Raw genomic sequence first — 14,728 nt, 5'->3', positions numbered from 1 at the left:
AGTTCGCGGTCACGGCACGACAGACCACGCGGGGCCGTCCGGCGAGACCGGATCCGCATGACCGCGATGCGGTCAGGCTATGGCGACCAGGCGCTCGGCGAGGATCTCGGCGATCTGCACCGCGTTCAGCGCCGCGCCCTTGCGCAGGTTGTCGTTGCTGATGAACAGCACGAGGCCCTTGTTCTCGGGAGCGGACTGGTCGGCGCGGATTCGTCCGACGAAGCTCGGGTCCTTGCCCGCGGCCTGGAGCGGCGTGGGCACCTCGTCGAGGACGACACCGGGGGCTGCGGCGAGCACCTCGGCGGCGCGCTGCGGCGTGATGTCGCGGGCGAACTCGACGTTGATCGAGAGCGAGTGGCCCGTGAAGACGGGAACCCGCACGCACGTGCCGGCGACACGGAGGTCGGGCAGCTCGAGGATCTTGCGGCTCTCGTTGCGGAGCTTCTTCTCCTCGTCCGTCTCGTTCTGACCGTCGTCGACCAGGTTGCCCGCGAACGGGATGACGTCGAACGCGATCGGAGCGACGTACTTCTCGGGCTCCGGGAAGTCGATCGACGAGCCGTCGTGCACGAGGCGCAGCGTGTCGCCCTGGGCGAGGACGCCCTCGACCTGCCCGAGGAGCTCCTGTGCACCGGCGAGACCCGAACCGGAGACGGCCTGGTAGGTCGAGACGATCAGGCGCTCGAGACCCGCGTCGGCGTGCAGCGCCTTCAGAACCGGCATGGCTGCCATGGTCGTGCAGTTCGGGTTGGCGATGATGCCGCGAGGGCGGTCGTCGATCGCGTGCGGGTTGACCTCGCTGACGACCAGCGGAACCTCGGGATCGTTGCGCCAGGCGCTGGAGTTGTCGACGACGACGGCTCCGGCCTCGGCGAAGCGGGGAGCGTAGGCGCGGCTGGCGGTCGCGCCGGCCGAGAAGAGGGCGATGTCGATGCCCGCGGCATCCGCCGTCTCGACATCCTCGACGATGACGGTCGCGCCGCCGAACTCGATGGCGGTGCCTGCAGAGCGCGACGACGAGAACAGACGCAGCTCGCGAATCGGGAAGGACCGTTCGGCGAGAATCTCGCGCATCACGGTGCCCACCTGGCCGGTGGCGCCGACGATGGCGACGGAGAGTCCTGAGTCGGAGATGCGGGTCATGATGTTCCTTGGCGTCGTGCAGTGCTGCATGCGAGGCTTCAGGCGCGACGTCGGGATGCGGATGCCGCGCCTGGCGCCGATGTCAGGGTTTCGGTGAGTCTACCGTGCCGTCCGGTGATCGAGGACCGACCGTCGGGCGGGGTGCGGGCCGGGTCAGCATCCCGAGTCAGTTTTGCGGATCGAGTCACGATTCGCGGACGGGATCAGCTGACACTTCCGCAGATCGTGCGGTCATCCGCAGATCGTGCGCGATCGGCGAGGGTCAGCGACCGGTGCCGGCGTGGACCGTGGCCTCGGCGTCGCCGTCGAGTCCGTACGCGGTGTGCACAGTGCGGGCAGCCTCGGCCAGGTCGGTGTCGCGGAGCACGACCGAGATGCGGATCTCGGACGTCGAGATCATCTCGATGTTGATGCCACCGGCCGACAGCGCCTCGAACAGCGTCGCGGAGACGCCCGAGTGCGTCCGCATACCCGCTCCGACGACCGACAGCTTGCCGATCTGGTCGTCGTGCACCAGGTTCTGGAAGCCCACTTCGGTCTGCTCCCCCGCGAGCGCCTTGAGCGCAGCCGAGGAATCGGCCTTGGGAACCGTGAACGAGATGTCGGTGCGACCCGTGGCCGACACGTTCTGCACGATCATGTCGACGTTGGCGCCGGACTTCGCGACGATCTTGAAGATCTCCGCCGCCTTGCCCGGCACGTCCGGAACGCCGGCGACGGTGATCTTGGCCTGGCCGAAATCGGTGGCGACACCGGCGACGATCGGTTCTTCCATGGCTGCTGCTCCCTCGGCTTCGCGAGGGTTCTTCATACCCTCGCCCAGAACGTATGTGCCCTCGGACGACGAGAACGTCGAACGGGCGTGGATCAGGACGCCGTGACGGCGTGCGTACTCGACAGCGCGGATGTAGAGCACCTTCGCGCCGTTGGCGGCGAGCTCGAGCATCTCCTCGCTGCCGATGTGGTCGAGCTTCTGCGCCTTCGGGATGACGCGGGGGTCGGCCGTGAAGATGCCGTCGACGTCGCTGTAGATCTCGCAGACGTCGGCGTCGAGGGCCGCGGCGAGAGCGACGGCCGTCGTGTCCGAGCCGCCGCGTCCGAGCGTGGTGATGTCGCGGGTGTCGCGGTTGAAGCCCTGGAAGCCGGCGACGATGACGATGGCCCCCTCGTCGAGCGCTTCGCGCAGACGGATGGGGGTGACATCCACGATGCGGGCGGCGCCATGCTGCGAGTCGGTGATCATGCCCGCCTGGCTGCCGGTGAACGACCGCGCCTCGAAGCCCATCGAGTGGATGGCCATGGCCAGGAGCGCCATCGAGATGCGCTCACCGCTCGAGAGCAGCATGTCGAGCTCACGCGGAGCGGGAATCGGCGCGACCTCGTTGGCGAGGTCGAGCAGCTCGTCGGTCGTGTCGCCCATCGCGCTCACGGCGACGACGACGTCGTGGCCGGCGCGACGCGTGTCGACGATGCGCTTGGCGACGCGCTTGATGCTCTCTGCGTCGGCGACTGAGGAGCCGCCGTACTTCTGCACGATGAGGGCCACGTTCACTCCCTGGGATGTCGGGCGGATCCGCCCACCCCCATTCTACGTTTGGCGCATATGCGCTTCTTCGCATGTGACGGTCGCGCCCGGGTGGGTCAGGGCGCGGGCGGCAGGGGCACTGCAGGCAGGTCGGCTCGGGCAGCGGCCTGGGGACGGAGGCGTCCGCCGGTGGCCGCGAACCAGCAGCCCGCGATGATCAGCGGGAATCCGATGAGCAGCCCGGGCGTCAGCGGCTCGGCGAGCACGATCGCACCGAGGATGATCGCCACGACCGGGTTCACGTAGGTGAACAGCGGCGCGCGGACGGGGCCGACCTCGCGGATGAGAGCGAAGAATGCCAGGAAGGCGACGGCGGTGCAGATGACGGCCAGCGCGAGGAGCGCGAAGATCGAGGGAAGCGTCGGCATCTGGTGCTGCGTGAGCAGCCCGATGGGCAGGTAGATCACGCCGATCATGAGCAGCGACAGCGTGATGGTGCCGAGCGAGGGGACGTCGTTCAGCTTTCGGGCGACGATGAAGGGGGCGATGGCATAGAGGATGGCGACCAGCAGCACCTCGCCGGCCGCGATCAGACTGACCTCACCACCGAACAGTCCGGGCCCGGCGACGACGATCGCGACGCCGATGAACCCCACGAGAAGACCGATCCCCCGCGCCGGGCGCAGGACTCCCCGGTCTCCCCCGCCCAGTGCGATGAGCGCCGCGAACAGCGGCACGGTCGCGACGAGCAGACCCGTCATGCCCGAGGGCAGGGTCATCTCGGCGTGGCCGAGCAGCACGAACGGACCCGCCATCTCGACGAGGCCGAACGCGAGCACCCAGGGCCAGTGCTTCCACGCCGCTCTCAGCGCACCGCCGCGAAGCGCGAACGGGAGGAGGAGCAGCGCCGCGATGAGGGTGCGCCCGGCGACAATCGCGGGGGGCGACAGGGACTCGACCGCGATGCTGATGAACAGGTACGGCACGCCCCACAGCAGCGCCATGGCCCCGAAGAGCAGCCACCCGCGTCGCGAGAAGCCGCCCTGTGCGTTCACAGCACGCGCCGACCCTCGAATGCGCGCCCGAGGGTGACCTCGTCGGCGTATTCGAGGTCGCCACCGACCGGAAGGCCGGAGGCGAGGCGGGACACGGTGATCTGCATCGTGGTGAGCAGGCGGCTGAGGTAGCTCGCAGTCGCCTCGCCCTCGAGGTTGGGGTTCGTCGCGAGGATGACCTCCTGCACCGTGGCGTCGCCGAGACGCGACATCAGCTGGGCGATGCGCAGGTCGTCGGGGCCGATGCCGGCGATCGGGCTGATCGCGCCCCCGAGCACGTGGTACAGGCCACGGAACTCGCGGGTGCGTTCGATCGCGGCGACGTCCTTCGCGTCTTCGACCACGCAGATGACGGCCGGATTGCGTCGGGGGTCGCGGCAGATCGCACAGCGTTCCTGCTCTGCCACGTTGCCGCAGATCTCGCAGAAGCGCACCCGCAGCCGCACTTCCACGAGCAGCTCGGAGAGACGCGCGACGTCGAATGTCGGCGTCTGCAGGATGTGGAAAGCGATGCGCTGCGCGGACTTGGGGCCGATTCCGGGGAGTCGACCGAACTCGTCGATCAGCTCCTGGACGATGCCGTCATACATCAGGAGAACCTCGTCGGGGGCTCGTAGGGCTCTTCGCGAACGAACGTCGCGCCGAGCACCTGGCGGATCACGGCCTCGCCGTAGCGCTGGACTCCCCCGGCGGGGGCGCGCTCGGTGATCGCCGGGGCTGCGGCGGCCGAAGCCACTCTGCGCGCAGGGGATGCCTGTGCGGTCGTCGACCGCGCGGAGGGAGCGGTCGACGGCGAGCCTCCGGCGGGCGGCGCCGCCTGCGACATCGGCGCCGGCTCGTACGACGGGTCGTAGGGCGGCTCGTCGTCGAAGTACGGCGGCTCATCGTCGATGGGCGGAGGTGCGTCGTCTCGGATCTCCGGTGAGACATCACTCGTCGCGTGGCTCGGAGGCGCCGCCGTCTGAGGCGCCGCCGTCTGAGGCGCCGCCATCTGAGGCGCCGCTGCGGCAGAGGTGGCAGCAGGCACAGACGCCGCCGGCGGAGCGGTCACCGGAGCGGGCTCAGCGAGCTCGGATGCCGGGATCGACGCCACCGCCCACTCGGTGACGGGGGCCGAGGAACTCCCTGTCTGAGGAGCCGACGACCGAGCGGCCACGGTCTCCGTCTTCGGCGACTCACCACGCGGCTTCTCGGCGTGCGGGGTCTGCGATCGCGGTGACTGAGCTCGCGGTGACTCCGCTGACGCAGGCTCCGATGCGGGCGCGTCGTCGGTCGGGCGTCCCGATGAAGGCGTCGCGGGCTGGCGAGGCGCTCCCCCCGCTGGCATCGGAGCAGGGAGGTACTTGACGCGCACGCCGAGCTCCTGCTCGATGGCGCCGCGCAGATGGTCGGAGGGACCCGAACCCGGCGTCGTGCCCTTGAACTTGGCGACATCGTGCTGGCTGGTGAAGCCCAGAGTCAGCACCTCGGTGTCCGTGACGTATGCGAGCGGCTGGACGGCGGTGGCCAGCAGCCACGACGTGCGGCTGACGCTCTCGAGCCGCTTGAGGACGGCCGGCCAGGCGGCGGTGATCTGCTCGAAGGCGACCGGCCCGGAGGGCGCTGCGACATCGGCGGCCGGTGCGGCGTCGACAGCCGGTGCAGCGCTCGACGTCGCATCGGCAGGGGTCGCTTCGGCCGTGTCGGACTCCCCGGTCTCCCCGCCGGCCGGTTCGGTCGTGGTCGCCGGTCGATCGGCCGCAGCCTGAGGAGCCGCGGCGGGAGCGGCGGGAGCAGCAGCTGCGGGAGCAGCCGACGAAGCAACGGCAGCGGCGGGAGCCGCCTGTGCAGGCGCGGACGCCCGCGGCGGGGCGGAGGCGGCAGCGGCCGGTGCGGATGGGACGGCGGCGACGGCATCCGCTCCCGCAGCGAGCACGCGAGCGACCATCAGCTCGAGGTGCAGACGGGGCGAGGTGGCGCCCGACATGTCGTCGAGGGCGGCGCTGACGATGTCGGCCGTGCGCGAGAGTCGGGCCGACCCGAAGGAATCGGCCTGCGTGCGCATGCGCGCGAGCTCGTCGTCGGCGATTCCACGGAGCACCGACGACGCTCCCGCACCCACAGCCGCGATCACGATGAGGTCGCGCAGACGCTCGAGCAGATCGTCGACGAAGCGACGCGGGTCCTGGCCGGTCTGCACCACGCGGTCGATCGCCGGGAACGCCGCTGCGGCGTCGGCGCCGGCGAGCGCATCGACGATCTCGTCGAGCAGCGCGGCGTGCGTGTAGCCGAGGAGCGCCACGGCGCGCTCGTAGGCGACGGTCACGGTCTCGGAACCTGCGGGCGAGTCGGAACCGGCGATCAGCTGGTCGAGAAGAGACAGGGTGTCTCGCGGCGAGCCTCCCCCGGCGCGGACCACCAGAGGAAGGACACCGCGCTCGGCGACCACGCCCTCTTCGCCGCACAGCTTCTCGACGTACTCGAGCATCGCCGCCGGGGGCACCAGTCGGAACGGGTAGTGATGCGTGCGCGAGCGGATCGTGCCGAGAACCTTCTCGGGCTCGGTCGTCGCGAAGATGAACTTGACGTGCTCGGGCGGCTCTTCGACGAGCTTGAGGAGAGCATTGAACCCCTGCGGCGTCACCATGTGCGCCTCGTCGAGGATGAAGATCTTGTAGCGATCGCGGCTGGGGGCGAACGTCGCCCGCTCGCGCAGATCACGTGCGTCGTCGACGCCGTTGTGGCTGGCCGCGTCGATCTCGACGACGTCGAGCGAGCCACCGCCCGCCCGCGACAGCTCGACGCAGCTCGGGCACTTTCCGCAGGGCACGTCGGTCGGGCCCTCCGCGCAGTTCAGGCAGCGGGCGAGGATGCGCGCAGACGTCGTCTTTCCGCATCCACGGGGTCCGGAGAAGAGGTAGGCGTGGCCGACACGGTCGCCGCGGAGCGCAGTCATCAGCGGTTCGGTCACCTGGGACTGCCCGATCATCTCGCCGAACGACTCGGGGCGGTAGCGGCGGTAGAGGGCTGTGGTCACCAGAACAGCCTACGGCGTGCCACGGACGTTCAGGCAGACGAGCGCCGACGATCGCGCCCGGGATCCGCGACGCGCCGCTGAGACGGCCGAGGTTCGGCGAAGGCTCACGACGACGCGGCCTCGAAGACGCCGCCGACCACCTCGACGACCCCGCCCGTCGCGTCGACCAACTCGCCGACCGCACTCACCAGATGCACGACGCCACCCACCGCTTCGATCACCTCGACCACGGCTCCCGCGACCTCCATCGCGCCCTCGATCCCCGCGGCGACCCGCAGGGCCTGCGACTCGGTCTGCAGCACAGCCGTCCATGACCGCTCCAGACCGAAGAGCACCGCATAGGGCAGCAGTCGCTCGTTCAGCAGGAACCTCTGCAGTCGTTCCGCCGACGCCGCCGACGAGACGTCCGCCCGCAGATCCGCCCCGTCCGTCGACTGCGAGAAGCGCAGCGGCTCCGCCTCGGCGAGGGCGATGTACTCGCGCATACCGGCGAGGTGCGCGCGCAGCGGCTGCGCCGCAGGGCGGAACCGGCGCCACGCCCGCGGAGCGACCACGATCGCCGCGACCGCCGCGACCAGGCCGACGACCAGCACGGCGTAGAGAGCCGCACCCGGCTCGCTCACCGACCAGGCGGCTATGAGCAGCAGAAGGCAGATGCCCCCCACCAGCACCGCGGCGACGCGGATCAGGAACGTGGCCCACCCGCGTCGACTCCGGTCGATGAGCCCCGCGGCCGCGAGCCGCTTCTCCGCCTCGTCGAGGACACCGCGCACCCGGCGGTGCAGAGCCCGGGCATCCGCACTGAACCGTCGCACCCGCCCCGGGGTGTGATCCGGCCCGAACAGCGCCTCGAGCACGCTGAGCTCCTCGGACGTGAACGTCGCACCGTCGACGACCTCCATGCCGACGGGTGCACGCCGTCGCGACCTGCCGGTGGTCGCCGCGTCGGCGTCGACCAGCAGCCGCACCTTGCGCTGCACGGCCAGATCGATCAGCGCGGCGGCTACGGCCTTCCGATCCGCGTTCAGCAGCAGCGCGTCGTGCAGCACGGTCGCACCCTCGGCCGGGCTGAACCGCGCACCGGGGGACGCGACGCGCTGCACAGAGCGCGCCCGCTCGACCACCGCGAACACGAACAGGAGCAGCGCGGGCGCGAGTCCGAACAGCGCTGCGGTGATCAGCACCTCAGTCGATCGGCTCGATGATGGGGATGGCGGTCGTGATCACCGGGACGGATGCGGACAGCCGCGTGCCGTCCTCGCGCAGCGCGTCGGCGAACTGCCGCAGCGACGGGCGACCGGGGATGAGCGGTCCCTGATCCGCGAGTGGGACGACGACCTCCTGCTCGGTCGTGGCGATGTATGCCACATCGCGCACCGTGAAGGGCACCGGGTCTCCGGAGAGCACTCGCACGCGCAGCTCACCCGTCGTGAGCGTGACCTGCAGAGAGGCCCCCTGCCACTGCAGCGGGTACGACAGCGACGGCCAGTCGGCGGGCAGCCGCGGGTCGAAGCTGAGCTCGCCGGCATAGTCGCGCATACCGCCGAAACCGCAGACGAGAGCGGTCCACACGCCTCCGGCCGACGCGACGTGCACACCGTCCGCCGCGTTGTGGTGCAGGTCGTGCAGGTCGACGAACAGCGACTGCCGGAAGTACTGCAGAGCGAGATCCTGGTAGCCCACCTCGGCGGCGAGGATCGACTGCACGACGGCCGACAGCGTCGAATCGCCCGTGGTCAGCGGGTCGTAGTAGTCGAAGTCGGCCTTCTTCTCCTCCGGCGTGAAGTGGTTGCCCTGCAGGAACAGCGCGAGCACGACATCCGCCTGCTTGAGCACCTGGAACCGGTAGATGACGAGCGGGTGGAAGTGTAGCAGCAGCGGTCGCTGCTCCTTCGGCGTGTGCGCCAGATCCCAGACCTCGCGCTCGAGGAACAGCGAGTCCTGCGGGTGGATGCCGAGCCGTTCGCTGAACGGGATGAACATCGCGTCGGCGGCGCGCTCCCACCCTTCCGCCTCGCCCTCGGCGAGTCCGGTGCGCTCGACGACCCGGGCGAACTCCTCGCCGTTGGCCTCCTGCGCCTCACGCACGACCTTCGCCGCGTAGCGCAGGTTGTAGCGCGCCATGACGTTCGTGTAGAGGTTGTCGTTGACGACGGTGGTGTACTCGTCAGGACCTGTCACACCGTGGATGTGGAAGGTCTCGATGCCGTCGTCGTCCTTCGTGTCGGCGACGAGGCGCGAGGTGCGCCAGAACCCGAGTGTCGCCCACAGTCGCGCCGTCTCGATCGCGATGTCGATGCCCTCACGCCGCAGGAAGTCGTCGTCGCCCGTCGCGCGCACGTACTTGCCGAGCGCGAAGCTGACGTCGGCGTTGATGTGGTACTGCGCCGTGCCGGCCGCGTAATAGGCGGAGGCCTCTTCGCCGTTGATCGTGCGCCACGGGAACAGCGCGCCCGCCTCGTTGAGCTGCGCGGCCCGTCGGCGAGCCGCCGGAAGCATGAGCACTCGCGCCCGGAGGGCGTTGCGCGCCCACTGCGGCGACGTGTAGGTGAGGAACGGGAGCACGTAGATCTCGGTGTCCCAGAAGTAGTGTCCGCTGTATCCCGACCCCGAGACGCCCTTCGCGGGCACGCCGGTTCCGTCGGCGCGGGCCGAGGCCTGCGCGAGCTGCAGGAGGCACCAGCGGGTCGCCTGCTGGATGTCGTCCTGTCCGCCGATCTGCACGTCGCTGCGAGCCCAGAAGGCAGCGAGCCACTCGGCCTGTCGATCGAACTGCGCCTGGACGCCCTCGACCGCGACGCGGTCGAGGGATCGACGGCAGCGGTCGACGAGCTCACGGGCCGGCACACCGCGGGAGGTGTGGTAGCTGACGAGCTTGGTGACCGTGATGGGCACCCCGGCCTTCGCCTGCACCCGGAACACGTTCTTCGAAATGTCCGCCTCGATGAGAGTGCGCGAGGTGTAGTCGTTCTCGGTCTCGATGATGTGGTCGGCGACCACTGCGACCGTCATGCCTGATGCCGCGACGCTGTAGGACAGCGCGGAGCGCAGTCCGTCCTGCCAGTACTCGCCGGGCTCGAGCACGCGCTCGGCGATCTTCTCGGCCTTGCGCGGATCGAATCCGCCCTTGGCCTGGTTCGGGGTGCCCGCGTACACGCCGGCACCGTCCTGGCGGTTGATCATCTGGCAGCTGACGGTGACCGGGGCGTCGGCGTTCTCGACGACGACCTCGAGTCGCAGCACGGCGAGGTGGCGCTCCTCGAAGCTGACGATGCGCTCGTCGCGCATCCGCACGCGCTTGCCCGACGGGGTCTCCCACACCACGGTGCGCTCGAGCACGCCGGTGCGCATGTCGAGCGTGCGGCGGTACTCGCGCACGTCCGCCTCGTCGAACGAGATCGGCTCGTCATCGACATAGACGCGCATGACCTTGGCGTCGGGGGCGTTGACGATCGTCTGCCCCACCTCGGCGAAGCCGTAGGCCTGCTCGGCGTGCCGGATCGGCCACGTCTCGTGCAGTCCGTTGATGAAGGTGCCGTGCTCGTGGGCGCCGCGCCCCTCGATGTGGTTGCCCCGGAGTCCGAGGTAGCCGTTGCCGACGGCGAACAGGGTCTCGGCGACCCCGTCTTCGGAGTAACGCGTCTCGATGAGGCGCCAGGGGTCTACGGGGAAGCGGTCGCGGTCGATCATGCGGTCTCCTCGTTGTCGGAGCGGGGTGCCTGAGCGGCGGAGTCGGACGGCGCGGACTCGTCGGCCGCGGGGTCGAGGAACACGTCGAGATCGTCGACGACGACCGTCGCGCCGGCGGCGCGCAGCGCGTCGGCCCCGGTGCCGCGGTCGACGCCGACGACGGTCGCGAATCCGGCTGCGGCGGCAGAGGCCGCGCCCGAGGTCGCGTCCTCGACGGCGATGCTGCGGGCCGGGTCGACGCCCAGCGCCACGGCGCCGGCGCTGAACATGTCGGCGGCGGGCTTGGAGGCGAGGTTCTCGCGCTCTGCGACGACACCGTCGACCACGATGCGGAAGAACGAGCGGATGCCGGCGGCAGCCAGCACCTCTTCGGCGTTCTTGGAGCTCGAGACGACACCGAGCGGGATGCCGGCGGCGGAGAGCTTCTCGACGAGTGCGAGCGATCCGGGGAACGGGGCGATGCCCTCGCCACGCAGGGACTCGGCGAACGCGGCGTTCTTGCGGTTGCCGATGCCGCAGATCGTCTCGGCCTCGGGCGGGTCGTCGACCGCACCCCAGGGGATCTCGACGTTGCGGCTGCGCAGCAGACTGGCCACGCCGTCATAGCGCTTCTTGCCGTCGACGTAGTCGAAGTAGTCGGCATCCGAATACGGAGGAGTGATGCCCCAGCGCTCGAACACGTCGTCGAAGACGACCCTCCACGCGCGCATGTGCACTTCGGCGGTCGGCGTCAGCACGCCGTCGAGATCGAACAGGACGCCTTCGGCGCGGAGCGGATCGGGCAGGGCTTCGGGCACAGCAGCCTCCAGGAGAAGGACGAGGGTTCCGGCACCTCTCCGTGCCACTGTGCAAGCGTAGTGCGGCTCGGCACCGAGCGGTAACCCCCGAGGGCGTATCGGTCAGAGCAGACGGAACGTCTGCCGGGCGATCTCGAGCTCTTCGTTCGTGGGCACCACGAGCACAGCGACTCTGGACGCGTCCGTCGAGATCCGCCGGACTCCGCGCTGGCGTGCGGCATTGCGCCCGTGATCGATCTCCACGCCGGCGAATCCGAGCGTCGCCATCGCTTCCGCGCGCACGGCCGCTGCGTTCTCGCCGACCCCCGCGGTGAAGGAGATCACGTCGACTCCGCCGAGCTGCGCGATGTACGACCCCGCATACGCCCTGAGCCGGTGGATGTAGACGTCGAACGCGAGCGTCGCCGCCGCATCTCCCGCTTCCCTGCCCGCGAGGATGTCGCGCATGTCGCTGCGCCCTGCGAGGCCTTTGAGCCCACTGCGCGTGTTGAGGAGCGCATCGAGATCGTCGATCGAGTACCCGGCTCGACGCGAGAGGTGCACGAGCGCCGCAGGATCGAGATCCCCGGACCGGGTCCCCATGACGAGCCCCTCGAGCGGAGTGAGCCCCATCGAGGTCTCCACCGATCGGCCGCCCTCGATCGCGGTCACCGAGGCGCCGTTGCCGAGATGGAAGACGAGCTGGCGGAGTGTGCCGAGGTCGCGCCCGAGGAACGCGGCGGCCGACTCGCTCACGAACTGGTGGCTGGTGCCGTGGAATCCGTATCGGCGCACCCGGTGCTCCGCGGCGAGCTCTGCGTCGATCGCATAGGTGTAGGCGGCCGGAGGCAGTGTCTGATGGAACGCCGTGTCGAACACGGCGACGTGCGGGACGCCGGAGAACACCGCCCTCGCCGCGACGATCCCGGCGAGGTTCGCGGGGTTGTGCAGCGGGGCGAGCACCGAGAGCTCCTCGATCTGCTCCTCGACGTTCGGTGTGACGAGGGTGGGTGCGTAGAACCGTGCCCCGCCGTGCACCACCCGGTGTCCGACTGCGACGGGCGGATGCTCGTCGAGCAGCGGACCGTGCTCGGCGAACTGGTCGAGCATCACCGTGAACGCGGCATCGTGATCGGCTACGGGCTGCTCGGAGTCGTACGAGGCATCGAGCATCGTGACGACGGCATCCCCTCCGGCATCCGGACGCACCGTGTGGCGGACGGCACTGAGGTCCTGTCCGATCCGGTCGATGAGTCCCGTCGCGAGCTCGTTCTCGTTCTCGATGTCGATCAGGCTGTACTTGAGCGACGAGGAACCGCTGTTGATGACGAGGATCGCGCTCATGCGGTCGCTCCTTCGGACTGCGCCTGGATCGCCGTGATCGCGACGGTGTTGACGATGTCGTCGACCAGCGCACCGCGCGAGAGGTCGTTGATCGGCTTGTTGAGACCCTGCAGCACGGGGCCGATCGCGACGGCACCCGCCGATCGCTGCACCGCCTTGTACGTGTTGTTACCGGTGTTCAGGTCGGGGAAGACGAAGACGGTCGCCCGCCCTGCCACCGCCGAGTCGGGGAGCTTCGCCTTCGCCACCGCTGCGTCGGCCGCGGCGTCGTACTGGATCGGGCCTTCGACGAGCAGCTCGGGTGCACGCTCGTGCACGAGTGCGGTCGCGGCTCTGACCTTGTCGACGTCGGCACCCGAGCCGGACTCCCCCGTCGAGTACGACAGCATCGCGATGCGCGGCTCGATGCCGAACTGCTGTGCGGTCGCTGCCGACGAGATCGCGATGTCGGCCAGCTGCTCGCTCGTCGGATCCGGGATCACCGCGCAATCGCCGTAGACGAGCACCCGGTCGGCGAGCGCCATGAGGAAGACGCTCGACACGACGGTGACGCCCGGCTTGGTCTTGATGATCTCGAACGACGGGCGGATCGTGTGCGCCGTCGTGTGCGCGGCACCCGAGACCATGCCGTCCGCGAGGCCCAGGTGGACCATCATCGTGCCGAAGTACGACACGTCGGTGACCGTGTCGGCGGCCTGGGCCAGCGTGATGCCCTTGTGCGCCCGCAGCCGCGCGTACTCGGCCGCGAAGCGCTCGACCATCTCGGGATCGTTCGGGCTGATCACCTGGGCCGCCGAGATGTCGACGCCCAGCTCGACCGCCCGAGCCCTGACCGCCGACTCGTCGCCGAGGATCGTGAGATCCGCGACCTCCCGGGCCAACAGGGTCGCCGCCGCTCGGAGGATGCGGTCGTCATCGCCCTCCGGCAGCACGATGCGTCGACGGTCGGAGCGTGCTCTCTCGATGAGGCCGTACTCGAACATCAGCGGAGTGACGACGCGCGACTCCGCGAGACCGAGCTGAGTGGTGAGCTCGGCGATGTCGACGTGGGTCTGGAAGAGCCCCAGCGCCCGGTCGTAGCGGCCCCGCGACTCGGGCGAGATGCGGCCACGGGCCCCCATCACGCGCACCGCGGTGTCGTAGGTGCCGAGGTCGGTCGCGATGATCGGCACGGTCGAGGTGAAGCCGTCGAGCAGCTGGACGATCGGCTCGGGAAGCGGGAAGGGGCCGTTCAGGATGATGCCGGCGACTCGGGGGAACGTGCCGGACGCATCCGCGAGCAGCGTCGCGAGCAGCACCTCGGTGCGGTCGGCGGGGATCACCACGACCGACTCCTCCGTGAGCCGGGGAAGCACGTTCACCATCGACATGCCCGCGACGACGATCGTCAGCGCCTCGCGTGCGAGACGGTCGCGGTCACCCTTGATGAGCCGGCCGTCGACCGCGGCGAGGATGCCGTCGATCGACGGTGCCACCAGGGTGCGGTCCTCGGGGATCGCCCACACCGGCGTGGTCTTCTGCGGGCGCACCGCCGCGACGGCCTGTTCGATGTCGTCGAGCCGATCGGGGTCGGCCCGGTTCACGATGATCGCGAACAGCTCCGCACGCTCGACCTCGAGTTCGGCGAGCGCGAGCGCCCCGATCTGTCCGACCGCGGCGGGAGTGCGGGCGGTGGTCGTGCCCAGCTGCTCGGCCTGCCGCTGCTGATCGCGACCGCTGAGCACGAGCAGCACGGGCGCCGCCAGGTTCGCGGCGATCCGGGCGTTGTACCCCAGCTCTGCGGGGCTGGCGACATCGGTGTAGTCGCTGCCGATGATGACGACCGCGTCGCACTGGGCTTCGACCGCCTTGAACCGGGCGACGATGGTCGACAGCGCCCGGTCGGGGTCGTCTCGCACATCGTCGTAGGTCACGCCGATGCAGTCCTCGTAGTCGAGGTGCACCCCGTCGTGTGCGAGCAGCAGCTCGAGCACGTCGTCGCGCTCGGTCACCGACCGGGCGATCGGGCGGAAGACGCCGACCCGCGGGGTGACGCGCATGAGCGCGTCGAGCACGCCGAGGGCGATGGTCGACTTACCGGTATGGCCTTCGGCCGAGGTGATGTAGATGCTCTGCGCCACAGTCCCACCCTAGGTGCACGACCTCATGATCTCGCTGGGTTGACAGCCGTGCGAAACAG

The 14,728-nt window shown here is 69.8% G+C and carries 10 protein-coding genes; all 10 read right to left on the bottom strand.

The features are described from left to right. Nucleotides 1-72: 72 nt before the first annotated feature. The 10 genes from QRN21_RS11240 to pta all read right to left on the bottom strand — a co-directional run bounded on the left by QRN21_RS11240 (nucleotide 73) and on the right by pta (nucleotide 14,669). Nucleotides 73-1,143, bottom strand: a complete 1,071-nt coding sequence (locus QRN21_RS11240) for an aspartate-semialdehyde dehydrogenase (protein WP_285364128.1) — start codon at nucleotides 1,141-1,143, stop codon at nucleotides 73-75. A gap of 262 nt (nucleotides 1,144-1,405) precedes the next feature. Continuing rightward, nucleotides 1,406-2,689 (bottom strand): aspartate kinase, encoded by a 1,284-nt coding sequence (locus tag QRN21_RS11235; protein WP_053099207.1) that lies wholly within the window; start codon nucleotides 2,687-2,689, stop codon nucleotides 1,406-1,408. A 95-nt stretch (nucleotides 2,690-2,784) separates the two neighbouring features. Next, nucleotides 2,785-3,723 carry a DMT family transporter gene (locus QRN21_RS11230; RefSeq protein ID WP_285364125.1) on the bottom strand — a complete coding sequence of 313 codons (939 nt, stop codon included), beginning with the start codon at nucleotides 3,721-3,723 and terminating at the stop codon, nucleotides 2,785-2,787. Further along, nucleotides 3,720-4,313 carry a recombination mediator RecR gene (gene recR, locus QRN21_RS11225; RefSeq protein ID WP_053097391.1) on the bottom strand — a complete coding sequence of 198 codons (594 nt, stop codon included), beginning with the start codon at nucleotides 4,311-4,313 and terminating at the stop codon, nucleotides 3,720-3,722. Before recR ends, QRN21_RS11230 begins: the two co-directional genes overlap by 4 nt. Beyond that, nucleotides 4,313-6,739 carry a DNA polymerase III subunit gamma and tau gene (locus QRN21_RS11220; protein ID WP_285364123.1) on the bottom strand — a complete coding sequence of 809 codons (2,427 nt, stop codon included), beginning with the start codon at nucleotides 6,737-6,739 and terminating at the stop codon, nucleotides 4,313-4,315. Before QRN21_RS11220 ends, recR begins: the two co-directional genes overlap by 1 nt. Nucleotides 6,740-6,843: 104 nt before the next feature. Continuing rightward, on the bottom strand, nucleotides 6,844-7,923 hold the full coding sequence (locus QRN21_RS11215; RefSeq protein WP_285364121.1) for a DUF2207 family protein: 1,080 nt from the start codon (nucleotides 7,921-7,923) through the stop codon (nucleotides 6,844-6,846). A gap of 1 nt (nucleotide 7,924) precedes the next feature. Continuing rightward, nucleotides 7,925-10,429, bottom strand: a complete 2,505-nt coding sequence (locus tag QRN21_RS11210) for a glycoside hydrolase family 65 protein (RefSeq protein ID WP_056279834.1) — start codon at nucleotides 10,427-10,429, stop codon at nucleotides 7,925-7,927. Continuing rightward, nucleotides 10,426-11,274: an HAD-IA family hydrolase gene (locus QRN21_RS11205; protein ID WP_502883101.1), complete on the bottom strand. Its 849-nt coding sequence runs from the start codon at nucleotides 11,272-11,274 to the stop codon at nucleotides 10,426-10,428. The genes QRN21_RS11210 and QRN21_RS11205 overlap by 4 nt, the downstream gene beginning before the upstream one ends. A 54-nt stretch (nucleotides 11,275-11,328) precedes the next feature. Continuing rightward, nucleotides 11,329-12,549 (bottom strand): acetate/propionate family kinase, encoded by a 1,221-nt coding sequence (locus tag QRN21_RS11200; RefSeq protein ID WP_072591638.1) that lies wholly within the window; start codon nucleotides 12,547-12,549, stop codon nucleotides 11,329-11,331. Further along, nucleotides 12,546-14,669, bottom strand: coding sequence for a phosphate acetyltransferase (gene pta, locus QRN21_RS11195; protein ID WP_056279828.1), 2,124 nt, complete (start codon nucleotides 14,667-14,669; stop codon nucleotides 12,546-12,548). The genes QRN21_RS11200 and pta overlap by 4 nt, the downstream gene beginning before the upstream one ends. Nucleotides 14,670-14,728 lie beyond the last annotated feature (59 nt).

Origin of the sequence: Microbacterium sp. LMC-P-041, assembly GCF_030209555.1 — a bacterium.
Classification (GTDB): Bacteria; Actinomycetota; Actinomycetes; order Actinomycetales; family Microbacteriaceae; genus Microbacterium.
This window is presented reverse-complemented; position numbering and strand designations above follow the sequence as displayed.